This window comes from Streptomyces sp. DSM 116793 (genome assembly GCF_057320905.1).
The window spans coordinates 8,054,459-8,078,545 of sequence record NZ_CM170494.1; the positions used below are offsets into that span (position 1 = coordinate 8,054,459).

A 24,087-nucleotide genomic window follows, 5' to 3' on the forward strand; every position below is an offset into this window, starting at 1 on the left:
CCTTGCCTCGGTTTCGCTTGCCGTGGTGCCGGCCGGGGTGGCGGGGGCGGCGTCGGTCATCGTTCTTCTCCCGTCCATCCGGAGCGCTCGATCGCCGCGTATCCGGCCCGCACCAGGGACTGGGTGAGGGCGGAGGCGAGGTCGGCGTCCCGGTCCTCGTAGGCCTGGAGCAGACGCGCGTGGTCGCGTACGGAGGGTTCGAGCCGGCCCGGCTGGGCGAGGCTCAGGTGGCGCAGTTGCAGGGCCCGCAGGCCCAGCGAGTCGAGCACGCGGCGCAGGGTGGCGTCGCGGGCGATGTCCGCCTCGGTGGTCCGGAACTGCACATTGACCCAGAAGTAGCGGTCGACGTCGTCGTCGGCCGCGGCGTCCTCCAGGGCACGCTGGTGGCCGCGGAGCGTCTCCAGGTCGGCCTCGGTCGCCCGCGCCACGACGGCCCGGCTGACCAGTGAGTACAGCTCGGCCCGCAGGTTGTACAGCTCCCTGACCTCGCGCAGCAGCAGCCGGGCCACGCGCGGCCGGCGCCGTGCGGTGATCTCGACGAAGCCCTCCCGCTCCAGCACGAGCAGCGCCTCGCGCACCGGGGTCCTGCTGCTGTGGAACGACCGGGCGAGCTCGACCGAGTTGAGGTCGTCGCCCGGTGACAGGCGGCCCTCGATGATCTCGGTGGCCACCGCGAGCGCTATCTCGTCGGCGATGCTGGGGACGGAGGGGCCCCGGCCGAACGCCCGGCTGAGTTCCAGCCTGCCGACGCTCTCGCCCATCGGGGGGCGGCCGGTGCCGGGCGGCGGATGCTGCCCGCTCGGCCAGGGTGGTGCCGTCCGGGCCGTCACCATGCGCCGCCCAGCACGTCGGGCCAGCGCCGGGTGACCCTGTCCAGCAGCTCCCTGCTGGCCTCGGCGACGGCCGGGAACTGCCCGAGACGGGTCCACGGCCGGCAGGCGTCGATCACCGCACGGGTGTTGAACGGCGGCATGTCCCGCTCCCGCAGCGGGTCCACCCGGCTGCCCCAGGTGCGGCGCATCGTCTCGATGTCGTCGGCGGGGTCGGTGCGGGTGCACATCGCCCACACCACGTCGTTGAGGCTGCGCGGGTCCACGTCGGCGTCCACGACCACCACGAACTTGTTCATGTACGCGGCGGCCGGCAGCTGGGCGGCGAGGTAGCCGGCCTGCCGGGCGTGCCCCGCGTACTGCTGGTGGATGGCGACCGCGAGCAGCTGGCGCCCGCCGCCCGCCTCGTGCGCCCACACCCCCTCCACGCCGGGCAGGCCCGTCCTGACCAGCGCGTCCTGGATCATGGCGGACTTCATCACGCTGCGCATGTACGAGTAGTCGTGCGGCGGCTTGCCGGGCGGGGCGCCGAGCAGGATGGGGTTGTCCCGGTGGTAGACGCGCTCCACGTCGAGGGTGAGGACCGGCTCGGTGCCGCCGCTGTAGTAGCCGGTCCACTCGCCGAACGGGCCCTCCTGCTCCCGCCGCTCGGGACGGAGCCAGCCCTCCACCGCGAGCTCCGCCGTGGCCGGGATCGGCAGGCCGGTGACCTCGCCGCGGATCACGTCCACGGGCCGGCCGAGCACCGCGCCCGCGTACTCCAGCTCGCTGACGCCGCCGGGCACCTCGGTGCCGGCCACGACGAGCAGCAGCGGGTCGTGGCCCAGGGAGGCGGTGACCGGGGCCCGCCCCTCACGCGCGAACCACTCCCTGACGTGCGCGGCACCGTGCTTGCCCGCCTCGATGTTGACGCTCGCGGCCCGGCCCTCGTTCTGCACCTGCATCCGGTAGGCGCCGGCGTTGACGACGCCGGTGACCGGGTCGGTGGTGAACACCGCGCAGCCGGTGCCGATGTAGCGGCCGCCGTCCGCCTCGTGCCACTGCGGGACGGGGAAGTCCAGCAGGTTGACGGCCCCGTCACGGAGCACGTTCTCACGGACGGGGCCGGTGGGCACCTCGCGCACGGGGTGGCGCGCCGCGGCCGCCACCCACTCTCCCGGTTTGGTGCGCAGCGCCTCGACCAGGGACCGGTCGTCGAAGTCCGTGCCGAGCCGCAGGGTCATGCCGAGGCGGCGGGCGCCCGCCATGGAGGCCGTGAGGACGCGCTGGCCCGGGCGGTAGTCCACGATGTCGTCGAAGAGCAGCGCCGGTGGCGAGGGGCGCTTGTAGTTCACCTCGGACGCGGCGCCGATCTCCTTGTCCCAGTGGGCGCCCGAGAGGGTTCTGACCTCGCCGAGCTTGTCGGCGAGCGCCAGCCAGCCCCGCAGGTCGTCGATGTCCTCCAGTGACGTCATGTCACTCGCCTCCCGGATAGAGGGACTTGATGAAGCCGGACCGCTGCTCGTCGTCCACGTAGGAGTTGTCGATGAAGACGTCGGTGTCCTTGGGCATCGTGCCGACGCCCTTGGCCACGGTGGCGGCGAACGCGTCGTGGACCAGACGGGGGTCGACCCGTGGCGTCCTGGCCCAGAGGGGGTTGAAGAAGTCGTAGGAGTACTCGGCCAGCGGCCGGCTGCTCACTCCGCTGTGCTTCATGATGCTCCTGAGCGCCGCCGCCTTGTCGTTGTGCAGCATGGCCAGGCACTCGGTCTCCGACTTCACGAAGGCGGTCACGGCCTTCCTGTTGGCGGACATGTAGTCGGACTTGACCGTGTAGGCGTTCGCCGCGGAGGGGATGCCGGTGAAGTCCATGACCTTCTTGAAGCCCTTCTCGCGGGTCTTGGTGCCGGTCGGCGGCTGGGTGACGATCGCGTCGACCGCGCCGTTCTCCAGCGCCGAGACCTCGGCCGGGGTGCTCTTGAGGAAGACCTTGTGGACGTCGCCCTGCCGCCAGCCGTTGCGCTTGACGAGGGCGTCGACGGCCGCGTCCCCGAGGGAGCCCGGTGAACTGAGGCCGATCTTGAGGCCCTTGATGCCGTCGCCGGGCCTGACCGACCTCCTGCCCCACATCTCCAGGTAGTAGCGGTTGATGGGCAGGGCGATGTACCGCAGGTCGACGCCCTTGAGGTTCATGGCCCCGGCCGCCGTGGACGTGGTCGCGCCCACGCCGACCTGGACGCCGTTGCTCACCAGCGCGGCGACGAGCTGCGAGGAGCTGTTGAGCAGGGTGATCTTGACGTCGAGGCCGTTCTTCCTGAAGACGCCCTGGTCCTCGCAGATGTAGAGATCCGAGTAGGCGGCTCCGATCGCCGTGTACCCCACCGTCATCTTCATGCTGGACGAGTGCACGGAGGCGTTCGGTGTCACGGCGCAGCCGGAGACGGCCAGGAAGAGCAGGAGTCCCAGCGACGTGGTGAGCGGTGTGGCGATGCGCATGGGCGGCTCGTCCCTCTCAGTCCGTGCCCGACCAGAACGTGAAGCGGCGCTCCAGGTAGCCGACACCGCGGGTGAGCACGATGGCCACCACGGCGATCACGGCGATCGACGCCATGGCGTCGTCCATCTCGAAGTTCGAGGTCTGGAGCTGGACCTGGTAGCCGAGCCCGGCGGACCCCATGAACAGCTCGGCGACGATCGCGCCGATCAGGGCCCGGCCCACCGCCTGCCGTATGCCGGCGAGGATGTAGGGGAGGGTCGCCGGGAAGGCGACCGAACGCAGGGTCGTCAGCCGTGAGGCGCAGAACACCTTGGCCACCTGGGTATGGCTGGTCTCCAGGTTGCGGGCGCCCGCGATCACGTTGATGAGCAGCGGGAACAGCGCGCTCCACACCACGATGACGATGCGGGCGTTCATCTCGATGCCGAACCAGAAGATGAGCATCGGCAGGAAGACGACATAGGGAACGGAGTACAGGATGCTGATCAGAGGGTCGGTCAGCCCGTAGAGGACTCTGTTCCGCCCGATGAGCAGGCCCGCGGGGATGCCCACGACGATCGAGATGAGCATGCCCCAGGCCACGATGGACAGGGTCGAGCCCAGCGGGCCCCAGACGCTTCCGGTGCTGATGGAGTCGATCAGGGCGGTGAACGCCCCTGACGGCGAGCTGCTGAAGTTCGGGTCGACGATGCCGGTCACGGCGCAGATCTGCCAGGCGGCGAGGACCACGACCAGGCCGATGACGCCGAGGATCAGGTTCAGGTGGCGGCTTCCCAGGGCGCGCCGGCGGCTCACGGCCGGCGGGTCCTGGGCGCGGACGCTATCCGACGACAGGTGCGTTGCTGTCATGGTCACTCGCCCTTCGACCTGGTTGGGTCTGGCTCATCACCAGCCCCAGGATGTAGTCGTGGATCGCCTGGAATTCGGGGGTCCGCTTGATGTCCGAGCCGCGGGGGCGCGGCAGGTCGACGTCGACGACCTCGACCAGATGGGCCGGACCGCTGGAGAAGACGACGACACGGTCGGCGAGGAAGACCGCCTCGGGGACGTCATGCGTCACGAAGACGGCGGTCTTGCCGGTCCCCGCGCCGTCCGCCTGCCAGATGCGGGTGAGTTCGTCCTGCATCACCTCGCGGGTCTGCGCGTCCAGGGCGGAGAACGGCTCGTCGAGCAGCAGGAGATCGGGGTCGGTGGCGAGCGCCCGGGCGAGGTTGACCCGCTGGCTCATGCCGCCGGACAGCTCGCGCGGGTACTTGTCCTCCTTGCCCGCGAGTCCCACCAGTTCGACGAGTTCTGCGACGCGGGCCCTGCCGCGCTGGTCCAGGCGCTTCTGGGCCTTGAGGCCGAACTCGACATTGGCCACGACGTTGCGCCAGGGGAAGAGCGAGGCCTGCTGGAACACGAGTGAGCGGTCGGGTGCGGGTCCCCGGATCTGCTCGCCGTTCAACTCGAGCCGGCCCGAGGTCACCGGGGTGAGCCCAGCGAGCGCGGTGAGGAACGTGGTCTTGCCGCAGCCGCTCGGCCCGACGATGGCCACGAACTCGTTCTCGGCGACGTGGAAGCTCAGCCCGTCGCAGGCGAGCGAGAAGGAGTGGGACCGACGTGACCAGTGCCCGAGCCTGAGGTCCTCGACGACCAGTTTTTGTCGCGGAAGATGCACAGATACCTCCTCGGAGAGGGGTGCCGAGCACCGCCCTGGAGGGGAAGTGTCGACACTAGGATTCAAGCAGCGCCGCCTGCTTGTGTCCAGAGGGTTACCGAAGAGCGTCCGTGCTGTTCCCCGCCCCGCTCCGTCCCCTCCGGCGGCACCGCCTGCCGCCGCCGAGTCGTGCCACCGGGCCGCTCAGGCCATACAGGGGCCGTGTGAACAGGGAGAACGCCGGTCCTGATCCCATCGTCCGTGGCCCCCGACCCGCCGCCCCGCGTACCGGCCCGCTGTTGCCCGCCGAGCGGGGTGAGACGGCCGGCGCGGCAGGCGCGTCCCCTCGGGGCCACCGCAAAGTGTCGACACTTCATCTATTGGGTGGGTAGGGCGGCCGATGGCTGATTCACGCCTATCCGTGCCGTGGCAGGTGCAAGCGCCCAGGGGCGGTCAGGCGGTCAGGCGGTCAGGCGGTCAGGCGGACAGGCAGTCAGGCCGTCAGGCCGTCAGGCGGTCTGCGGAAGGTCCCCGGCCGGAACGCCGTGAGCTCCTTCTCGGTGACGAACACTCCACCGGGCCCGCCGGCCACGTCCTGCCGACCGGGTCCCGGATCCAGGGTCCGGTTCGTGCGGTGCGGGCTGTGGGTCCGGAAACGTGCGCGGCGGGGCTCGCGGCCATGGCCGGGCGGGCGCCGGCCCACAGGGCGTGCGGACCCGGGACGGCTAGGCCGCGGCCTCGGCCTGCCGGATCGGGGAACCGGCCTGGTGGAGGCTGGCGAGTGCCTGCCGGTAGGAGGCGATCAGCCCGGTCTCCAGGTAGGCCACGCCCAGGTCCTCGCAGTGACGCCGGACGATGGCCTGCGCCCTGCGCAGGTGCGGGCTGGGCATGCTGGGGAACAGGTGGTGTTCGATCTGGTAGTTCAGCCCGCCGAGCGCGAGGTCGGTGAGCCGGCCGCCGCGTACGTTGCGCGAGGTGAGCACCTGGCGGCGGAGGAAGTCCGGGCGGTCCTCGCCGGTCAGGATCGGCATCCCCTTGTGGTTGGGGGCGAAGATGGCGCCGAGGTAGACGCCGAACAGGCACTGGTGGACGGCCAGGAACGCGACCGCCATGCCGGGGGGCAGCACCAGGAACAGCGCGGCCAGGTAGACCGCGAAGTGCCCGAACAGCAGAGCGCCCTCCAGGGGGCGGTTCTTCAGTGAGCGGTTGGCCAGCGCCCGCACGCCCGCCACATGCAGGTTGAAGCCCTCCAGCGTGAGCAGGGGGAAGAACAGGACGGCCTGGAAGCGGCCGATCAGGCGGGGCAGCCCGGTGGCGGCACGGGCCTGGTCCTGCGACCAGACCAGCAGGTCGGGGGAGAGGTCGGGATCGAGCTCCTGGTGGTTGGGGTTGGCGTGGTGGCGTGTGTGCTTGTCCTGCCACCACGCGTAGCCCATTCCGATGCCGGCCCCGGCGATCCGCCCGGATATCTCGCTGGCCCTGCGCAGCCGGAAGACCTGCCGGTGGGCGACGTCGTGGGCCACGAGGGCGACTTGGCCGAAGACCAGGGCGAGGAAGGCCGCGAGTGCCAGCGTCCACCAGCTGTCGCCGAGGAACACGAACGCGGTCCATGCGCCGGCGTAGAGCGCGGCCACCGCCGTGATCCGCACCGCGTAGTACCCGGGACGGCGATCCACCAGCCCCGCGGCGGCGATCTTCTTCGACAGCCGGGCGAAGTCGCTGCCGGGCCCGCCCGGCGGCGGGGGACGCTCCGCGGTACGCACAGTCATGGTGAGGGATCCCTGTCTGTCGGGGCGGGCACGGGAGACAAGCCGTGTCCGGATGGGCGGACGCCCTGGTGGGGCACATGCCCGGCGGTGCCGCCGGCGGCATGCTCGGCGGTCCGGTCGCCGTTCGTGACGTGGAGCGTGACGGCTTGCGCCTGGGGTCGGAGGAGTGGTCCCGGGCGTGGTACTCCTCGCCGGGCGCTGTGCCGGTGGACTCCACTGGGCGATCCGCCGGGGCCTCGCGCGGGCAATCGGCCCGTCACGGTGCGGTGGACGAGGCGCGTGTGTCCGAGGCGGACGTCTGGTGACCCTCGGGTGTGCGCGGTTGCCCCGGCTGGGGCCACGGCTGCCACAGTACACCGCCCGCCGGGTCCCTCACGGCGGGAGCAGGCAGGGGTGGGGTCACGCCGGAGCGCGCGTTCACCGCGTGCGATTCCGGCGGGGCCGGAAAATCTCGCTGCACCGTCCTTTCGCCGCCGTGCGTGCGGCGCGTAAGGTCGTTCCGCAACTTCCACCAAGCGAGATTTCCTTTCCCATATGGGAAAACCGCCGCCGCGGTGGACGGCGCGGGACCGGTCCGCCGGTTCTTCGGCGTCACACTGCCGCTGCTCACGCCCATCCTCTTCTTCAACCTGGTGCTCCAGATCATCCAGGCGTTCCAGGCGTTCACCCCGGCCTACATCGTCAGCAACGGCACCGGCGGTCCTTCGGACGCCACGCTCTTCTACACCCTCTACCTGTACATGCAGGGCTTCACCAACCTGCGGATGGGCTACGCGTCGGCGATGGCATGGATCCTGCTGCTGATCATTGGGGATGCGGGTCAGCGGTTACGGCGACGCGACCAAGCTCACCCTGCGCGGGAAGGTCGTCAAGAGGTTCAACACCACCCACGCCGGCGTCGACCTCTCCTTCGAGGGCACTCCGACGGCGGACTACTGGGACAAGCTGTCCACACAGTTCGCCGGGGCCAACGCCCCCGACATCATCAACATCGACGGCGTGCACATCGCGCAGTACGGGGGCTCGGGGCAACTCGCCCCGCTCGACCCCTATGTGCCCGGCATCCTGCACACCTCGTACTTCACCAGGGGACTGCTCGACCAGGGCAGGCTGAAGGACAGGCAGTACGGGGTGCCGGTGGCCACCAGCACCTACGCCATGGGCTACGACGCCACCACGCTCACCGCCCTGGGCATCCCCGCCCCCGACGGGACATGGACCTGGGACGACTTCGCCGCCCTGGCGGTGGACATCCACAAGGCCGGCGGACCGTCCCTGTACGGCAGCGAGGACGCGGGGGGGTGCCTCTATGTCTTTCGTCAAGCGAGGCGTGGGGTTCTGGGTTCGTAGAAGGTGCCGTCGCGGAGCATGGCGAACAGGACGCTGATGCGGTGGCGAGCGAGGCGGAGAAGGGCTTGTGTGTGGGTTTTTCCGCGGGCTCGGCAGCGGTCGTAGTAGGTGCGGGAGGCGGGATCGTGCAGGGCGGCGAATGCGGAGAGGAACATCGCGCGTTTGAGTTGCCGGTTGCCGCCTCTGGGTGCGTGTTCGCCGTGGATCGAGGTTCCCGACGACTTCGTTGTCGGGGCGAGGCCGGCGTAGGAGGCCAGGTGGGCGGCGGTGGGGAAGCTGGTGCCGTCGCCGACGGTGACCAGCAAGGTGGCTGCGGTCCTGACCGCGACCCCCGGAATCGAGGTCAGGACCTTCGAAAGAGGGTGGTCCTCCAGCAGTGTCCCGATCTGGGTTTCCAAGGCCCGGCGCTGGTCGTGAACGGCGGCGAGGGAGCGGGCCAGGGACGGGATCACGACGTCGAGGGTGCCGGTGCCTGGGACCACGACGCTCTGTTCGTCGAGCGCGGTGAAGACGTCGTCGATCAGTCGCTGGGCCATGCGTGGGGCTTTGGGCCGGATCACCTCCACGAGCCTGCGACGACCTGCCCTTCGCAGGGCGGCTGGGGAGCCGTAGCGTTCCAGCAGCCAGGTGATGGCCTGGTGGTCCAGACGTGGCCCGAGCACGCGTTCCAAGCTTGGGTGGAACTGGGTGAGCAGGCCGCGTATCCGGTTGGAGGTGCGGGTGGCCTCGGCCGCGAGGTCCTGGTCGAAGCCGACCAGGACGGTCAGCTCGGCGGTGATCTCGTCGGTCATGTGAAGCGAGCGCAGGGTGTGCGGCATGGTGCGGGCGGCATCCGCGATCACCGCGGCGTCCTTCGCGTCGGTCTTGGCCTCGCCCGGGTAGAGGTCGGCGATCCGGCGCATGGCCAGGCCTGGCAGGTAGGCGACCTTGCAGCCGGCGTTGCGGGCGACGGTGAGTGGGAGGGCTCCGATCGAGGCAGGCTGGTCCACGATCACCAGGACGGTGCCGAACTTCGCGGCGAGCTTGTCGAACACCGCTCGCAGCTTCGTCTCGCTGTTGGGCAGCGGCTTGTCGAAGATCTTCTTGCCGGCAGGAGTCAGGCCGTGTCCGTGATGGGCGCTCTTGCCGACGTCCAGGCCGAGGAAGACGCCTACGTCGTCGATGTCGTACAACCCGTCCTCCCGAACAGGGCTCGTGCGGTGCTGGCCAGGGCGATGGAGCCGTACGCGCGCATCCACGTTATGCAGACCTGCCGCCCGCAGGATGCCGGGCGTTGCGCCCGGCCAGGCGGTAGTCGGACCTCTCATCAGCGTCTCCCACGGCACCCCACGGGCCCGGTGACACCACCCCCCAGGTCATCCCATCGACAGGGGGACACAGTCATACCGGACCCGGAGGCCAGCGGCCCTCTTGCAGGACCGCGAAGAAGATAACGGGGGCGACCTGGGCAGCCTGGAGATCTTCCTGCGCGGTCGCGGCCAGGCGCTCATGGACGCCCGAGGACTGCCGGGCTTCACGGCCGACACCCTCACCGAGTGGTTCGACTTCTGGGACAGACTGCGGCACAGCGGCGGCTGCGTGCCCGCCGACATCGGCTCCCAGTACTCCTACGGCGACTGGCCCAACAGCCCGCTCGTGAACCGCACGGCTGTCCTGGCGCACATCATGACCCCCAACTTCACCGGCGGTTTCCAGGCCCTCACCGAGCACCGGCTGGAACTGGTGCTGCCGCCGGTGGCGAGCAAGGGCGGCAGACAGCCGCAGTACGCCGCCCCGAGCAGCCAGCTGGCGCTCAACGTCAGGTGCAAGGACCCCAAAACCGGCGCGGAGTTCATCGACTGGTTCGTCAACGGCGCACAGGCCACCGGGCTCCTCCAGCTCATCAGCGGCCCCCCGGCGTCCCGCCGGGCTCTGGACACCCTGTTGAAGACCAAGCTCGACGCGGCGGACAAGGCACTCACCTCCTACACCGAACAGGCCGCTGAGCACGCCTTCCCCGCGCCCCCTCCGCAGCCCCAGGCGTTCACCCAGATCAGCCAGTTGCTGCTGCGCACCAACCAGGACATCGGTTTCGGGAAGCAGAAGGCCGCCGACGCGGCCTCCAACGTGATCAGTCAGTCGACGGCACTACTGAAGCAGGGATGAACCGCAGTGTCTGAAGAAACCACCGGCACAGAATCCGCGACGGTCGGCCTCCTGGCCGATCCCTCCGACACCGTCGTCGGCAGCCCGACGGGCACATGGGCGTGCGAGCACCTCACCCGGGTGCTGGGCGGCGCGAGGCTGGCGGTGCGGGACAGAGCGGACGGCACGGCGCTGCGGATCGTGGCGTGCGGCCCGGCCGGGGCGCGGCTTCCCGACGGCACGACGGTGCCCCGGGCACCCGAGTCCTTCGTGATCGCCCGCGACCCCGCCGACCCGGACACCCTCGTCGTCGCCGGCGCCGACCCCCGCGGGCTGTCCTACGGGCTCCTGGAACTCGCCGACCGCGCCGCGCACGGCGCCGACCCGCTCACGGCGCTGCGCCGGGTCCCGTCCTCGACCGAGACCCCGCCGCCCGGGTGCGCGGCATCGCCCGCGCGTTCTGCTCGGAGGAGGAGGACACCGGCTGGTTCCTCGACCGCGAGGGCTGGACCGAGTACTTCACCGAACTGGCGACCAACCGCGTCAACAGGTGCATGCTGGCCCTGGGCATGCAGTACAACTACGGTGCCGACCGGCACGGCGCCACCGACAACTACCTCTGCCTGGCCTACCCGTTCCTTCTCGACGTGCCCGCCTACCGGGTGCGCGCGACCGGCCTGTCCGACGCCGAGCGCACGCGGAACCTCACCATGCTGCGGTTCATCAGCGACGAGGCGAAGCGGCGCGGCATCCACTTCCAGCTCGGGCTGTGGAACCACGCCTACGACTACGGCTCCGACTCCCACCACCGGTACCCGATCACGGGCCTGGACGACGGCAACCACGCGGCCTACTGCGCCGAGGCACTCGCCCTGCTGCTGCGCGCCTGCCCCTCGATCGACGGGCTCACCTTCCGGGTGCACCACGAGGGCGGTATCCCGGATGTGGGGCACGAGGTCTTCTGGGAGAAGATGATGGCGGCCGCGTCCTCCGCGGGCCGGCCCCTGGAGATCGACATGCACGCCAAGGGCGTGGACGAGGCCCTGCTCAACGCCGCGGACCAGCCCGGCCTGCACACGGTGCTGTCCGCCAAGTACTGGGCCGAGCACATGGGCCTGCCCTACCACCAGACCTCCATCAGGCAGAAGGAGGCGGCCAGGCCCGCGCCCGAAGGAGCCGATCTGACCGCCGTCACCGAGTTCGAACGGCGCTTCACCCGCTACGGATACGGTGACTTCCTCCATGAGGACCGCACCTTCGACCTGGTCTTCCGGATCTGGCCGGGCACCCAGAAGGTCCTGCTGTGGGGCGACCCGGCGCTCGCCGCCGGGTTCGGGCGCCACTCCACGTTCGGCGGCGCCCTCGGGGCGGAGCTCTGCGAGCCGCTGTACTTCAAGGGGCGCAAGGGCAGCGGAAGCCCCGGCGGCCGGGGCCCCTACCTGGACGAGAGCCTGCGGCTCGGCGGCCGCGAATGGCACAAGTACCGCTACACGTTCCGGCTGTGGGGCCGGCTGATGTACGACCCCGACCCCGACGCCGACCCGGACGGCTGGCGGCGTTTCCTGCGGGCCTCGCTCGGCGCGGCCGCCGCACCCGTGGAGGACGCGCTGGCGCACGCCGGCAGGATCCTGCCGCTGGTGACCGTCGCCCACGGCGCCGGCGCGTCGAACAACGGCTACTGGCCGGAGATCCCCATCCACATGCCGATCGCGCGCGGCGCGGTCTCCGAGCAGTACAGGGCGGACAGCGCGGAGCCCGGCACGTTCGGCAGCGTCAGCCCGTTCGACCCGACGCTCTTCAGCTCGATCGACGACTACGCGGACACCCTGGTCGCCGGACGGCTCGACGGCAGGTACGGCCCGGACCAGGTGGCCGACTGGCTCGACGGGCTGGCGGACGCGGCGCAGCGGGCACTGGCCGCGGCACGTACGGCGGTGGCAAGGCCGGCCGGTGCCCAGTACCGGCGCATCGACGTGGACGTCACCGCGCTCGCCGGGCTCGGCCGCTCCTTCGCGGGCAGGTTCCGCGCCGGCCTTGCCCACGCCCTCTACCGGCGTACCGGACAGCGCGCCCGGCTCGCCGAGGCGGTGGAGTTCGCCCAGGGCGCCAGGGACGCGTTCGCGGCTGTGGTCGACGCCGTCACCGGTGTCTACCGCACGGACCTCACCTTCGGCATCCGCGACTCCGAACACGGCGGGTGGGCCGACCGGCTGCCCGCCGTCGACCGCGACCTCGTCGAGCTCCGCCGTGAGCTGGCCGAGGCCGCCGGCGACCGGACCGCGGCACCCCGCCCGGTGCCGCCGCGCTCGGACCGCCCGGCGCTCGCTCACATCACGCCCGCGTACTTCACCCCGGGCGCCGGGCTGCCCCTCACGGTGGTCGTGGAGGGCGACGGTTTCGCCGGGGCGGTCACCCTGAAGTACCGGCACGCCAACCAGGCGGAGTCCTTCCGTGAGGCGGCGATGGCACCCCGCGGCGACGGCAGGTACGAGGCGGTGATCCCGGTCGAGTACACCGACTCGCCGTACCCGCTGGTGTACCTGTTCGTCCTCGCCGACCCGGCCGGCGACGCGTGGCTGTCGCCGGGCTTCGACGAGACGTTCTCCAACCGGCCGTACCACTCGGTGCGGGCCCGCCGGGAGGCCTGACCTGCCCGACCGGCCGCCTCGCGCCGGCCGAGGACCTTCTCGACACGCGGGGCCGGACGCCGGCGCCCCGCGCCCGCCGCCGAACAGGGCCGGGGCCGCACCCCTGTGGGGCGCCGTCCCGGCCCTGTCCCGCGGTGCCGCGTCAGGCGACCGAGAGGCGCACCTCGATGTTGCCCCGGGTGGCATTGGAGTAGGGGCACACCTCGTGTGCCTTCTCGACCAGCTCCCTGGCCGTGGCCTCGGGCACGTTCGGCAGGGCGACGGAGAGCTCCACGGTGAGGCCGAAGCCCCCGGAGGGAATCTTGCCGAGGCCGACCCTGGCGGTCACCCGGGAGTCGGATATGTCCGTCTTCGCGGCGCGTGCGACGACGCCCAGGGCGCTCTGGAAGCAGGCGCTGTAGCCGGCCGCGAAGAGCTGCTCGGGGTTGGTGCCCGCACCGCTGCCGCCCAGCTCCTTGGGCGGGTTCACGACGACGTCGAGCTTGCCGTCGTCGCTGGCGACCCGGCCGTCGCGGCCGTTCTCCGCGGTGGCGACGGCGGTGTACAGGACGTCTACGGGCTGGATGGTCATGGGTGAGTCCTCCTGATCGGACCTGATCGGAATTGCACGCGGCCGCTTCTATAACGTGTCCGCGGTGTGATCGATTCCCGTTCCGGCCGCCCCGGTCGGGACGTCCGCTCCCGGGACGTCCCGACCGGCGTCCATAGCGGTATACGGTGCCGGTGCCGAGAACCGCCGCGGTCGGGACACCATCGCACAGGTACTGCAAGCTTGTGCCGGCGGCGGAGTCCCACCCGGCCGGAAGGCGTGCCAAGATCTCGGTGACCATGGCCCCGCACACCTTCACCGTCGAACGGCCCGCCGACCTCGGCCCCGCCGCGATACTGCGCATCGCCCACGCAGGACACGTGCCCGTGCTGTCCCAGGAGCTGACCGCCCGTATCGCGGAGCGCCGCACCAGGGTCCTCGCCGCCCTCGCGTCCGGGGAACCCGTGTACGGCGTCAACACCGGCATGGGCGCCCTGAGCGAGCAGCGCCTGGACGAGACGGAGCAGGCCCGCCACCAGGAGTCCCTCATGCTGGCCAGGTCCGCCGGTGGTCCCCCCTGGCTCACCGGGCAGGAGACACGTGCGGTCCTCGCGGTCCGGCTGCGCACGTTCCTCAACGACGACAGCGGCGTCGGCGCCGGCTTGTGCGTGCGGCTCGCCGAGCTGCTCGCGCGGGACGTCCTGCCGGCCGTGCCCCGCAGCGGCCTGGGCTCGGCCGGCGAGATCATCCCGCTGGCCCATCTGGCGGCCCCGCTCGGCGGACGGGGCAGGGTGCTGCCGAAGGCGCCGCCCGCGGCGGGCGCCGGCCCGGACACCGCCCATCCCGCCGGACCGGCACTGGCGGCCGCGGGACTCGCCCCGCTGCCCCTCGGCCCCAAGGAGGGCGTGGCGCTGATCCAGGGCGTACCCGTGACCACCGCGCTCGCCGTGCTGTGTGCCGACGGTGCCAGGACCGCGCTGCGCCGGTGCCTGCGGATCGTGGCGGGCGAGTTCGCCCTCACCGGTGCCTCGCGTGACGCGCTGCACCCGGCCCTGGCACGAGGGGACACCGTGTTGGGGGACGTCACCGCCGAACTGCGCCGGCTCGCCGGCACCGCCACCGGCTCGCGGTCCCTCCAGCCACCCGTGTCGTTCCGGGTCTCCGGTCAGGTGCTGGCCCAGCTCGACCGCGCGGTGGGCCTGCTGGACGCCGCCGTGGACCGGGCCCTGGACGGCATCACCGACTCACCCGCGTACATCGAGGAAGGCCGGGTGGGCCGCTTCCTCGGGACAGCGGGCTTCCACGGCTACGACCTCGCCTCCCACCTGCACATGCTGACGGTGGCTCTGGTCGGGGCCGCGGAACTCGGGGCGACCCGCCTGCACCGGATGCTCGATCCCAAGGTCACCGGCCTGCCGGCCCAGCTCTCACCGCGGCCCGGTCCGCACACCGGCGTCTCGCCCGTCCACAAGCGTGCCGTCGGTGTGGTGCACGACCTGCGCCGTCTCACCATGCCGTCCCTGGTGGGGACCGTGGAGACGTCGGCCGGTCAGGAGGACGTCCAGACGTTCTCGGTGGAGGCCGCCGAGTGCTGCCGCCGTGCCCTCGACGGGCTGATGGACGTCGTCGCCTGCGAGCTCCTCGCGCTGCACCAGGCACGCTGCCTGGGCGCCACGCCGCCCGCGGACGCGACGGGGCTCACCGACGCGCTGGACGAGGTGGCCCAGGTGCTGCCGGGCACCCCCGAGGACCGGTTCTTCGGCGAGGACGTCGCCCGCCTGCGGGAGCTGCTGCGCGACGGCCGGCCGGGGAGCGTCCGGCCGGACGGCTCCGGCCGGTAGCGGAACGGATCCGGTGCCCCCGTACCGTGGGCGCCGTACCGGCCGCCCGTTAGGCTCCTCGCATGGCCGTCACGCTGGACCTGAACTATCCCGCCGCGATACCGGCCGGGCACACGGTGGAGATCACCGAGTTCGCCGACACGCGGCCGGAGAAGAACAGGCACAAGACCCTGACCTGGGCCGACGCCTGCCAGTACCCGGCCATTCTCGACGTGGACACCGGCATCCGCTACCTGAGTCATGTGCACGCCAGCAGAGGGGGCAACGGCGGCTACCGGCCCGATCCCTATCCGCTGACCCCGCGCGCCGACCTCCCGGTGGCCCGGGTCTACCGTGCGGTGGTCAGGGCCTGCACGCTCGTCATGGTGGACGGCGTGGACAACCAGCACACGACCCTGCTCGTCGAGCCGGTGGACTAGCTCGTCGGGCCCTGGCGCGGCCAGGGCGGCATCCCGTTGCGGCCAGGGCGGCATCCCGTACCGCCGCTGCTCCGGGCCGGTCGGTGGGACCCGCCTCCCCCCGTCACTTCTCCGTGCGTGCCGGTCGGTGGGACCCGCCCCCTACCCGCCGCTGCTCCGTGCCGGGCGGTGGACCCGCTCCGATGCCGGTCACACCCGGAGCGGTGTCCTCCGGTGCAGCCTTCTGCCGCCGCGGACGGGAGTGGACCGAAGATGCCGCCGGGGAAATCTGCCATGGCGAGAATAGACATGCTGGCTTGCTGAGGTTAGCATTTCGCGTGCAGGGCCCCCGTACAGAGGTGCAGATGACCGCAGACAGTCCGCTCGACCGTATCGACGACGACGATTACCCCGCCTACACCATGGGGCGGGCGGCCGAGATACTCGGCACCACGCCGGCCTTCCTGCGGGCCCTCGGCGAGGCCAGGCTGATCACACCGCTGCGGTCCAAGGGCGGTCACCGCCGCTACTCCCGTTACCAGTTGCGCATCGCCGCCCGCGCTCGTGAACTCGTCGACCAGGGCACCGCCGTCGAGGCCGCCTGTCGCATCGTCATACTCGAGGACCAACTCGAAGAAGCCCAGCGCATCAACGAGGAACTGCGCAGCCGCACGGCCGGATCCGGACACGGGACGGACTCCTGACCCGCCCGACCGCCGACCCCGCGGCGAACGCGCGGCGCCGTTCCTTCTTCCCTCACCGGCGGACACATATCTGGTGTCGCGACAGCAGAAAAACCCGCCCTCTCGGCGGGGTATTCCGCGGGCCGCCGCAAAACCGAAAGTGGCCGTCGCGCGTGGTCGCCCGCGCTGTGCTACCGTAAATATCAGTTGCAGTTGTGGTTCCCAGGAGCTTGAGTGGCCTCACCGGTCCTTTGCGTACCGGTGGAGAGTGCTTTTGTTTTGCCGGTGCTTTCCGGACGGGGCAATCATCACGGCGACGCCGAGCGCGCGAGGTGCGGGCTCGGGACACCGCCCCGAAGGAGATATGGCATGGCTACTGGCACCGTGAAGTGGTTCAACGCGGAAAAGGGTTTCGGCTTCATCGAGCAGGATGGCGGCGGCGCCGACGTGTTCGCCCACTACTCGAACATCGCCGCCCAGGGCTTCCGCGAGCTTCATGAAGGCCAGAAGGTGAACTTCGACGTCACCCAGGGCCAGAAGGGCCCGCAGGCGGAGAACATCGTTCCCGCCTGACGCTGGCGCGCACGACGCAGCTGGGGCCCGCACCTGAAGGGTGCGGGCCCCAGCTCGTCTGTTCGCACCACGCCTCTCCCGGGGCAGCGCCGCCCGTCCACCGGCCACGTGCCGGGCAGGCACCGTTTTCCCCGCGTACATTTTTCTTTTTCTCCGGCTCGTACTTGCAATTCTCCGTTCGGCATGCCGATGCCGGGAATTCCTCGATACGTGCCGCATCGAGGAAGGTTCTGCATGAACCGCACAGCCAGTGCCAAAGACCGCCGCATCCGAAGCGGCGGTGGCGCAGGGTCCACCATGAAAAACAATTCCCGCTCGTACGCCCCGCGCCGCTCGGCGGGGGGCCGGTCCGACGCCCCCGGGCGTTCCGGCGGCTCCGGCCGTTCCGGTGGTCCCGGGCGTCGCCCGGCGCGGCCGACGGAGTTCGCGCTGCCCGTCACCACCACTCCGGCACTGCCCGCGGTGACGACGTTCGCCGAACTGGACATGCCCGCGCCCCTGCTGGCGGCGCTCGGCGCCGAGGGCGTGACCGTACCGTTCCCGATCCAGGCGGCGACGCTCCCGAACACGCTGGCGGGACGAGACGCGCTCGGCCGCGGCCGCACCGGCTCCGGCAAGACGCTGGCCTTCGGCCTGGCCCTGCTCGCCCGCACGGCGGGCCGGCGCGCCGAGCCCCGTCGGCCGCTGGCCCTGGTCCTGGTGCCCACCCGCGAGCTGGCCCAGCAGGTCACCGACGCGCTCACCCCGTACGCCCGGCCGCTGCGGCTGCGGATGACCACCGTGGTCGGCGGCCTGTCCATCAGCCGGCAGGCCGGAGCCCTGCGCAGCGGAGCGGAAGTCGTGGTCGCCACCCCCGGACGGCTGAAGGACCTCATCGAACGCGGCGACTGCCACCTCGACCAGGTCGGCATCACCGTGCTCGACGAGGCCGACCAGATGGCCGACATGGGCTTCATGCCGCAGGTCACCGCGCTCCTCGACCAGGTACGTCCCGGCGGTCAGCGCATGCTGTTCTCGGCCACCCTGGACCGCAACGTCGACCTGCTGGTGCGCCGCTACCTGACCGACCCGGTGGTCCACTCGGTCGACTCCGCGGCGGCGGCGGTCACCACGATGGAGCACCACGTCCTGTACGTCGAGGAGGACGACAAGCGCGCCACCACCATCGAGATCGGCGCCCGCGACGGCAGGGTGATCATGTTCGTGGACACCAAGCGCGCGGCCGACCGCCTCACCAAGGAACTGCTGCGCAACGGTGTGCGCGCGGCGGCCCTGCACGGCGGCAAGTCCCAGTCCCAGCGGACCCGCACCCTGGAGCAGTTCAAGACCGGGCACGTCACCGTGCTGGTGGCCACGAACGTCGCCGCCCGCGGCATCCACGTCGACCAGCTCGACCTGGTGGTCAACATCGATCCGCCGAACGACCACAAGGACTACCTGCACCGCGGCGGCCGCACCGCCCGCGCCGGTGAGTCCGGGAGCGTCATCACCCTGGTGCTGCCGCAGCAGCGACGCGCCATGACCCGGCTGATGGCCGACGCGCGCATCACCCCCCGGACCGCGCAGGTGCGCTCCGGCGAAGCGGAACTGCGCCGCATCACCGGTGCGCAGACCCCGTCGGGCATCCCCGTCACCATCGCCGCACCGGTCGCCGAACGCGCCAAGCGCCGCGCCCCCGCGTCAGGCGCCCGCCGCGGCCGCACCGCCCAGTCCCGCCGGTCCACCACCGCCACCCGGACGGCCACGCCCGGCTCCGCACGGGCCGCGAAGACCGGCTGACCCGCCCGTACCGGCCCCCACCCACCCCTCATCCGCCGGCCAGCACGGCGGATGAGGCGGTGCGGAGTGGGGCCCCGGAGGGCGTGGGCTTCGGCGAGGAGGAGGCAGCTGCCGGCGCTCAGGACGCCATCGCGGGGGAGCAGCGGGTGCACCCCGGTGAACTCGTCGATGAAGGCCTCGTAACGCTCCTCCACCTCGCTGAGGTCCCAGGCGCGGGCCACCATGGCCGCCTCACTGCCCACCCCGCCGTACGAGGCGGTGAAGGACATCGCGTCGTCGGCGAGTCCGAGTTCCTTCAGGACGCCGACCGCCTCGGCCTCGCGGTCGGCGTGCGGCGTGACCCACACCCCGGGCTCGGGCGAGCCGAAGCCCGCCCAGCTCAGCCGGGTGCGCAGCCGGTGCCGCAGCTCGCGTCTGGCCTCCGGCACGGAGACCAGGACCACCAGCCACGTCCCGTTCCAGGTGCGCTCGCCGCTGCCGAAGCCGTAGATCCGCTGGGCGCCCTCGGTGAGCAGCCGGCGCCCGGGCGGGGTGAGCGACCAGCGCACCCGGCGGCTCACCCGCTCCGAGCTCAGCCAGCCCTCGGCGGCGGTGCGCGCGAGGGCCTGACGGGCCGACTTCTCCTCGATGCCGAAGATCGCCAGGGCGTCCACCAGCTCGGACGTCCACACCGGGCGCCCGCCCGGCAGCACGTACTCACCGAGCACGGTCATCAGCAGGGACCGGGCGCTGGCATCGCCGATCTCCCGCCGCCGGCTGACCACCGGCCGGGCGCCCGGGGCCGGCGCCGGGCCCCCGCGTGCCCTCCGGCCGGCTCCGCGCGATGCGCCGTCCGCCATCGTCCTCCACTCCCCTCACCCCGCGCCGCAGCCACTTTCTTGCGCTTTATCGTGTCGCTGCGGAAGGAAGTTGTAGAACCATAAGAGGCTCGGCCGACGCCGCGACGAGCCCGGCGCGGCAGCCGCCTCGGTGGCGACCTGCGCCCCCCGCAACGACCGCCGGACCACCTCCGGTTCTCCCCGACGACTACGTCGCCGCCCCCGCGGCGCGCCGGGGGCCGGGCGCACGTTCGGGGGTGCTCGCGGCGCCGCGGCCGGGTCCGGGAGCCACGGGAGCGAACAGGACGGACGCCGCCGTGGCGGTCCCGGCGCAGACCAGGGCCGTCGCCCAGGCGAGGGGACCGAGCGGGACGCAGCCGAAGAAGTGGCTGACGCCGGGCGTCTGGACGACGGCGACGAGCGCGAGGGCGGAGACGGCCACGCAGCCGAGGACCGTCGGACTCCGGCCGCCGGCCAGCAGGGTCTGGCCGAGCTGGGTGCCCACGAGCGCGGCGAGCGCGATCGTGCGGGCGCGTGCCGGACGGCCGGTGGCCCGCCCCGCCATCCACGCCGCGCCGGCGCCGGCGGCGGTGGTGACCGCCCGCACCGTGATCTCGCGCGTGAGCACGGCACCGAGCGACGCCTCGGGACCCTCGTGGAGCAACCGTTCCTCGGCGCTCGCGGCCGGCCGGCGCAGGGCGACGGCGATGGCGGGGGCGAGGTCGGTGAAGAGGTTGACGAGCAGGAGCTGACGGGCCGTCAGCGGGGAGGAGCCGCCCAGGGCCGAGCCGAGCAGGGTGAAGCCGATCTCGCCGAAGTTGCCGCCGACGAGGATGGCGAGCGCCTGGCGGACCGAGGCCCACATGGCGCGGCCCTCCACGAGCGCGGCCAGGATCGTCTCCAGGCGGTCGTCGGTGACGACGAGGTCGGCGGCGGCGCGTGCCGCGGGCGTGCCGCGCCTGCCGAGCGCGATGCCGACGTCGGCGAGCCGGATCGCGGGGGCGTCGTTGGAGCCGTCGCCGGTCATGGCGACCGTGCGGCCGAGACGCTGGAAGCCCTGCACGACCCGGACCTTGTGCGCGGGGGTGCCCCGTGCTACGACGCCGATGGAGGGCAGCAGGGCGTCCAGGGCGTCGTCGTCGAGCCCGTCGAGTTCGGCACCGGTGACGACCCGGTGCCCGTCGAGCACCTTCAGCTCGCGCGCGATGGCCTCGGCGGTCTGCGGGTGGTCACCGGTGATCATGACGATCTGCACACCGGCGTCCCCGAGTTGCCGGACCGAGCGGGCCGCGTCGCTGCGGACCTCCTCGCTGAGCAGCAGGAAGCCGAGGAAGTCCAGGCCGGCCACGGCGTCGTCGTCGAGCTCTCCGCCGGCCGCGTCGCGGCGCTCGGCGACCGCGAGGACCCGGTGGCCCGCCGCGGCCAGCCGCTCGCCACGGGCCAGCAGCTCCGCGGCGTCGAGACGGCGCCCTCGGTAGGTGGCACAGCGCTGGACGACCTCCTCCGGGGCGCCCTTGACCGACAGCAGCCGGATCGGTCCGGTACGGCCGCGGGTGGCGTGGAAGCCGCGGCTGGGCTCGAACGGCAGGTGGGCGTCCGGGCGCCAGCGGGGCGCGCCCTCGGTGCCGCGCACACCCGCGCGCCGTGCGCCGTGGGTGACGGCACGGTCGGTGAAGTGCTCCTGCGGCCGGCCGGGCCGGGCCCGCGGCGTGGCGCGCAGGGCGGCGGCCAGCACGGCGCGCTGCTCGGGCGTGAGGCGCGGGAACGGCCGGCCGGCTCCGTCCGCCTCCACACCGGTGAGTTCGATGCGGCCCTGGGTGAGGGTGCCGGTCTTGTCGAAGCACAGCACGTCGGCGCGGCCGGCCGCTTCGATGCTGCGCGGGTCGCGCACCAGCACGCCCTGCGCCGCGAGCCGCCGGGACGCGGCGAGTTGGGCGGCGGAGACCAGGAACGGCAGGCCCTCCGGGACGCTGGCGACGGCGAGGGCCACCCCGGCCCCGATGCTGTCCCGCACCGGGCGGCCGTGCAGGAACCCGGCGGCCATCACGGCGGCCGCCGAGCCCAGTGCGACGGGCAGCGCGGTGCGGGTGATCCGGGCCAGCCGGCGCTCGACGCCGACCGCCGGGGCGGCGCCGCGGGCGGTCAGCGCGCTCCGCCCGGCCTCGGTGTCGGCCCCGGTGGCGACGACGACGGCGGTGCCGCGGCCGGTGGCGACCGTGGTGCCCTCGTAGACCATGCAGGTGCGGTCGGCGACGTCCACGGCCAGGACCGGCTCCGGGCTCTTGGTGACCGGCATGGACTCACCGGTGAGCGCGGACTCGTCCACCTCCATTCCGCCGCTGTCCGTCAGCCGGCAGTCGGCGGGCACCACATCGCCGCCGGCGAGGCGGACGACGTCGCCGACGACGAGTTCACCGGCGGGCACCGTGCGCTCCTGCCCGTCCCGCACGACGACGGCGGTCGTCTCGGACTGCTCGTGCAGCCGGCGCACCTCGCGCTCGGTGATGTGCCGCTGGGTGCCGCCGATCACGCCGGACAGCACGGTCACGCCGATGACGATGGCCGCGTCCACGACGCCCCCGACCGCCGCGGACAGCACACCGCCGCCGAGCAGGACGGGGGTGAGCGGGTTGGCCAGCTCGGCGGCGACGGACCGGACGAGGGAGGGCTGTCGGGGCCCGTCCTGACCGGGGGTGGCGCGCCGCGCGGCCTCCGCGTCGGTCAGGCCGTCCGCCCGGCTCCCGGTGCGCGCGAGCACGGTCTCCACGGGCATCGCGTGCCAGGGCTCCCGGGCGGGCACCGGATCCGGCGGGCGGCGCAGCAACTGCACGGCGCTCCAGACACCGTGCGCCATGCCGAGCGCGGCCGCACCGTTGACGGCGGCCATGCTCTTCAGGGCCGGGCGGCTGTCCGGGGTGGCCAGCGCGGTCGTGGCGCCGACCCCGGCGGCGGCCTGGGCGAGCCGTACACCGCGACGGGAGACCGTCCGCGCCGGGCCGCACGCCTCGGCGAGGAGCAGGGCCGCACCGGCGGACGGGGCGTGCACATGGGCTCCCCAGGCGGGGACACCGTCAGCGCACGGGACGCCGACGCCGAGGTCCGCGCAGGCGAGAGCGGCACGGTCGCCGGAGACCAGCAGCACCCCGCGCCCGCCGGCCTGGAACCGGCGGACCGTGTCGGCGGCCGCCTCGCCGTCCGGCGCGACCTCGTCGGCACCGGGCACGACGGCCCGGGCCCGGGGCCCGTGGGCGACGACCCGGAGCCGGGAGCGGTGGGCCGCGGCCACCAGGAGGCGGGCGGCGTCGGGCACCGCCGGGACGGCTTTGATGACGGCCATCAACCGGTCCCCCTCGGCGAGCCCGAGCAGCCGGGCGTCCTCCTCCGCGAGCGCGGCGGCGGCCCGGCTGCCGGTGCGGCCCCGTACCCGCAGGTGTTCGAGGGGGCCGAGCCGCCAGCGGCCGGCGGTGCTGAGCCGGTCCGGGTCGTGCGGGTCGAACAGCCGGTGCCCGGTCGCCGCGAGCTGCCCGGCCGGTGCGTCGTCGTCCAGCGGCACGAGGTCGGCAAGGCGGTGGGCGCCGTCCGACAGGGCGCGGGTGTCCAGGACGAGCGTTGCGATCCGGTCGAGGCGGCGCAGCGCCTGAGGGGTGTGGACCGGAGTGCCGCGCGCGTTCAGGGCACCGCCGAGGGTGCAGACGAAGGCCTCGCGGGCCAGTACCGGCGCCTTGGGGATGGTGGCGAGCGCGGCGGCCACGGCGGCGCGCGGGCGGCGGCCGATGCCGAGGACCCCGGCGAAGCCGGCACCGGCCACGTAGCCGGACCGGGCCGCGTATCGCTCGACCGGGCCGTCCCGCAGCGGGGTCTCACGCGGCGGCACCTTGGGCGGCGCGCCGGCCGCCGCGCGCTCCCGTGCCCCGGCCATGTCGGGCTCCGCCTTGAACCAGGCGGTGCGCGCGCTCTTCAGCTCCGCGACCACCAGCCCGTGCCGTACCACGTCGATGGTCAGGCCGAGGACCCCGCCGGCGCTCGCCTGGAGGACGGCGCTGAGCGCGGAGAGCGCCACCGAGGCGTTCTCGTGGCCCATGACCGCATCGGCCAGCCGCCGCAGCCGGGGCTCGTAGTCGATCTCGGAGATGGCGGCCGCGACCTCCGGCGGCAGCGGAGAGAAGCGGACGAGACGGCTGACGGCGGCGACGGGCAGGGCGGCGGCCTGGAGGGCGAGGGACCAGACGGCCCTGCCCGCGGGCCGGGGCGCGGCGGGGTGGGCGGACGGCAGCGACTCACCGTCGGCGTCATGCGCACGCTCGACCTCCTCGACGACGCCGAGCAGCTCCTCCAGCAGGCCGGCCTCCTCTTCGGCGTCGGCCCCGGTGGCGAGCACGACCGCTTCGAGCGCCGTGTTCACGACGGCCCACTCGACGGCGGGGTGTGCGGCGAGCCGCCGCTCGACCTCCTCCAGGATCCGGTCCGCCCGCGGCCCCCGCAGTCCACGGACCACGATGTGCCTGCGGCCGTCCGCGAAGCTCAGCACCCGGGAGTCGGCGGCGGCCGCGGGCCGGCCCGCGATCTGGGCGCAGGCGGTGAGGAACCCGCTCAGCAGTCCGATTGCTGGCGCCATCATGGATCACCGCCC

Annotated in this window: 17 protein-coding genes and 2 pseudogenes; 9 read left to right on the forward strand and 10 right to left on the reverse strand. The window is 72.7% G+C overall.

Going from position 1 to position 24,087, the window contains the following annotated elements:
• Window positions 1-56: 56 nt before the first annotated feature.
• From ACSMXW_RS31765 to ACSMXW_RS31790, 6 genes are all read right to left on the reverse strand, one after another.
• Window positions 57-761, reverse strand: a complete 705-nt coding sequence (locus ACSMXW_RS31765) for a GntR family transcriptional regulator (RefSeq protein WP_485801409.1) — start codon at window positions 759-761, stop codon at window positions 57-59.
• Between the two features lie 65 nt (window positions 762-826).
• Window positions 827-2,284, reverse strand: a complete 1,458-nt coding sequence (locus tag ACSMXW_RS31770) for a UbiD family decarboxylase (RefSeq protein WP_485801410.1) — start codon at window positions 2,282-2,284, stop codon at window positions 827-829.
• 1 nt (window position 2,285) lies between these two features.
• Window positions 2,286-3,305, reverse strand: coding sequence for an ABC transporter substrate-binding protein (locus ACSMXW_RS31775; RefSeq protein WP_485801412.1), 1,020 nt, complete (start codon window positions 3,303-3,305; stop codon window positions 2,286-2,288).
• A 16-nt stretch (window positions 3,306-3,321) separates the two neighbouring features.
• Window positions 3,322-4,155, reverse strand: coding sequence for an ABC transporter permease (locus ACSMXW_RS31780; protein WP_485801413.1), 834 nt, complete (start codon window positions 4,153-4,155; stop codon window positions 3,322-3,324).
• The gene (locus ACSMXW_RS31785) at window positions 4,127-4,966 is read right to left on the reverse strand and encodes an ABC transporter ATP-binding protein (RefSeq protein ID WP_485801414.1); all 840 of its coding nucleotides are present in this window, start codon (window positions 4,964-4,966) and stop codon (window positions 4,127-4,129) included. The genes ACSMXW_RS31780 and ACSMXW_RS31785 overlap by 29 nt, the downstream gene beginning before the upstream one ends.
• A gap of 704 nt (window positions 4,967-5,670) precedes the next feature.
• The gene (locus ACSMXW_RS31790; protein WP_485801416.1) at window positions 5,671-6,714 is read right to left on the reverse strand and encodes a fatty acid desaturase family protein; all 1,044 of its coding nucleotides are present in this window, start codon (window positions 6,712-6,714) and stop codon (window positions 5,671-5,673) included.
• Window positions 6,715-7,259: 545 nt separating this feature from the next.
• Between ACSMXW_RS31790 and ACSMXW_RS31795 the strand changes: the two are divergent.
• Window positions 7,260-7,526, forward strand: a pseudogene (locus tag ACSMXW_RS31795) (carbohydrate ABC transporter permease); the annotation flags it as partial.
• A gap of 1 nt (window position 7,527) precedes the next feature.
• Entirely contained in the window at window positions 7,528-8,064 is a 537-nt protein-coding gene (locus ACSMXW_RS31800; RefSeq protein ID WP_485801418.1) for an ABC transporter substrate-binding protein, read from the forward strand.
• On the opposite strand, the gene ACSMXW_RS31805 is transcribed toward ACSMXW_RS31800, so the two are convergent.
• A complete protein-coding gene (locus ACSMXW_RS31805) occupies window positions 8,034-9,236 on the reverse strand; it encodes an IS110 family RNA-guided transposase (RefSeq protein WP_485798791.1) in 1,203 nt (400 codons plus the stop codon). The genes ACSMXW_RS31800 and ACSMXW_RS31805 overlap by 31 nt on opposite strands.
• Before the next feature lie 238 nt (window positions 9,237-9,474).
• Here ACSMXW_RS31805 and ACSMXW_RS31810 point away from each other — a divergent pair, with 238 nt between their 5' ends.
• Complete coding sequence (locus ACSMXW_RS31810) at window positions 9,475-10,209, forward strand: hypothetical protein (RefSeq protein WP_485801419.1); 735 nt, start codon at window positions 9,475-9,477, stop codon at window positions 10,207-10,209.
• 416 nt (window positions 10,210-10,625) lie between these two features.
• Window positions 10,626-12,836 carry a hypothetical protein gene (locus ACSMXW_RS31815; RefSeq protein ID WP_485801421.1) on the forward strand — a complete coding sequence of 737 codons (2,211 nt, stop codon included), beginning with the start codon at window positions 10,626-10,628 and terminating at the stop codon, window positions 12,834-12,836.
• A 142-nt stretch (window positions 12,837-12,978) separates the two neighbouring features.
• Here the strand turns inward: ACSMXW_RS31815 and ACSMXW_RS31820 are convergent, their stop codons facing one another.
• Window positions 12,979-13,407 carry an organic hydroperoxide resistance protein gene (locus ACSMXW_RS31820; RefSeq protein WP_485801423.1) on the reverse strand — a complete coding sequence of 143 codons (429 nt, stop codon included), beginning with the start codon at window positions 13,405-13,407 and terminating at the stop codon, window positions 12,979-12,981.
• 257 nt (window positions 13,408-13,664) lie between these two features.
• Between ACSMXW_RS31820 and ACSMXW_RS31825 the strand changes: the two genes are divergently transcribed.
• The 5 genes from ACSMXW_RS31825 (at window position 13,665) to ACSMXW_RS31845 (ending at window position 18,639) form a co-directional block, all read left to right on the forward strand.
• Window positions 13,665-15,206, forward strand: coding sequence for an aromatic amino acid lyase (locus ACSMXW_RS31825; protein WP_485801424.1), 1,542 nt, complete (start codon window positions 13,665-13,667; stop codon window positions 15,204-15,206).
• A gap of 62 nt (window positions 15,207-15,268) precedes the next feature.
• On the forward strand, window positions 15,269-15,625 hold the full coding sequence (locus ACSMXW_RS31830) for a hypothetical protein (protein ID WP_485801426.1): 357 nt from the start codon (window positions 15,269-15,271) through the stop codon (window positions 15,623-15,625).
• Between the two features lie 344 nt (window positions 15,626-15,969).
• Entirely contained in the window at window positions 15,970-16,308 is a 339-nt protein-coding gene (locus tag ACSMXW_RS31835) for a MerR family transcriptional regulator (RefSeq protein ID WP_485801428.1), read from the forward strand.
• A gap of 348 nt (window positions 16,309-16,656) precedes the next feature.
• Window positions 16,657-16,860 (forward strand): cold-shock protein, encoded by a 204-nt coding sequence (locus ACSMXW_RS31840; protein WP_329315148.1) that lies wholly within the window; start codon window positions 16,657-16,659, stop codon window positions 16,858-16,860.
• 234 nt (window positions 16,861-17,094) lie between these two features.
• Window positions 17,095-18,639: a DEAD/DEAH box helicase gene (locus ACSMXW_RS31845; protein ID WP_485801430.1), complete on the forward strand. Its 1,545-nt coding sequence runs from the start codon at window positions 17,095-17,097 to the stop codon at window positions 18,637-18,639.
• Window positions 18,640-18,917: 278 nt separating this feature from the next.
• On the opposite strand, the pseudogene ACSMXW_RS31850 reads toward ACSMXW_RS31845, so the two are convergent.
• A pseudogene (locus ACSMXW_RS31850) lies at window positions 18,918-19,478 on the reverse strand (PaaX family transcriptional regulator); the annotation flags it as partial.
• A gap of 187 nt (window positions 19,479-19,665) precedes the next feature.
• Window positions 19,666-24,075: a cation-translocating P-type ATPase gene (locus tag ACSMXW_RS31855; protein ID WP_485801432.1), complete on the reverse strand. Its 4,410-nt coding sequence runs from the start codon at window positions 24,073-24,075 to the stop codon at window positions 19,666-19,668.
• Window positions 24,076-24,087: the final 12 nt, after the last annotated feature.

Excerpts from the sequence above, each read along its gene's own strand:
- ACSMXW_RS31845 (WP_485801430.1), top strand. The coding sequence starts at position 17,095 with ATGAACCGCACAGCCAGTGCCAAAGACCGCCGCATCCGAAGCGGCGGT.
- ACSMXW_RS31835 (WP_485801428.1), top strand. The coding sequence starts at position 15,970 with ATGACCGCAGACAGTCCGCTCGACCGTATCGACGACGACGATTACCCC.
- ACSMXW_RS31830 (WP_485801426.1), top strand. The coding sequence starts at position 15,269 with ATGGCCGTCACGCTGGACCTGAACTATCCCGCCGCGATACCGGCCGGG.
- ACSMXW_RS31775 (WP_485801412.1), bottom strand. The coding sequence starts at position 3,305 with ATGCGCATCGCCACACCGCTCACCACGTCGCTGGGACTCCTGCTCTTC.
- ACSMXW_RS31840 (WP_329315148.1), top strand. The coding sequence starts at position 16,657 with ATGGCTACTGGCACCGTGAAGTGGTTCAACGCGGAAAAGGGTTTCGGC.
- ACSMXW_RS31800 (WP_485801418.1), top strand. The coding sequence starts at position 7,528 with ATGCGGGTCAGCGGTTACGGCGACGCGACCAAGCTCACCCTGCGCGGG.
- ACSMXW_RS31765 (WP_485801409.1), bottom strand. The coding sequence starts at position 761 with ATGGGCGAGAGCGTCGGCAGGCTGGAACTCAGCCGGGCGTTCGGCCGG.
- ACSMXW_RS31790 (WP_485801416.1), bottom strand. The coding sequence starts at position 6,714 with ATGACTGTGCGTACCGCGGAGCGTCCCCCGCCGCCGGGCGGGCCCGGC.
- ACSMXW_RS31770 (WP_485801410.1), bottom strand. The coding sequence starts at position 2,284 with ATGACGTCACTGGAGGACATCGACGACCTGCGGGGCTGGCTGGCGCTC.
- ACSMXW_RS31855 (WP_485801432.1), bottom strand. The coding sequence starts at position 24,075 with ATGATGGCGCCAGCAATCGGACTGCTGAGCGGGTTCCTCACCGCCTGC.
- ACSMXW_RS31820 (WP_485801423.1), bottom strand. The coding sequence starts at position 13,407 with ATGACCATCCAGCCCGTAGACGTCCTGTACACCGCCGTCGCCACCGCG.
- ACSMXW_RS31825 (WP_485801424.1), top strand. The coding sequence starts at position 13,665 with ATGGCCCCGCACACCTTCACCGTCGAACGGCCCGCCGACCTCGGCCCC.
- ACSMXW_RS31780 (WP_485801413.1), bottom strand. The coding sequence starts at position 4,155 with ATGACAGCAACGCACCTGTCGTCGGATAGCGTCCGCGCCCAGGACCCG.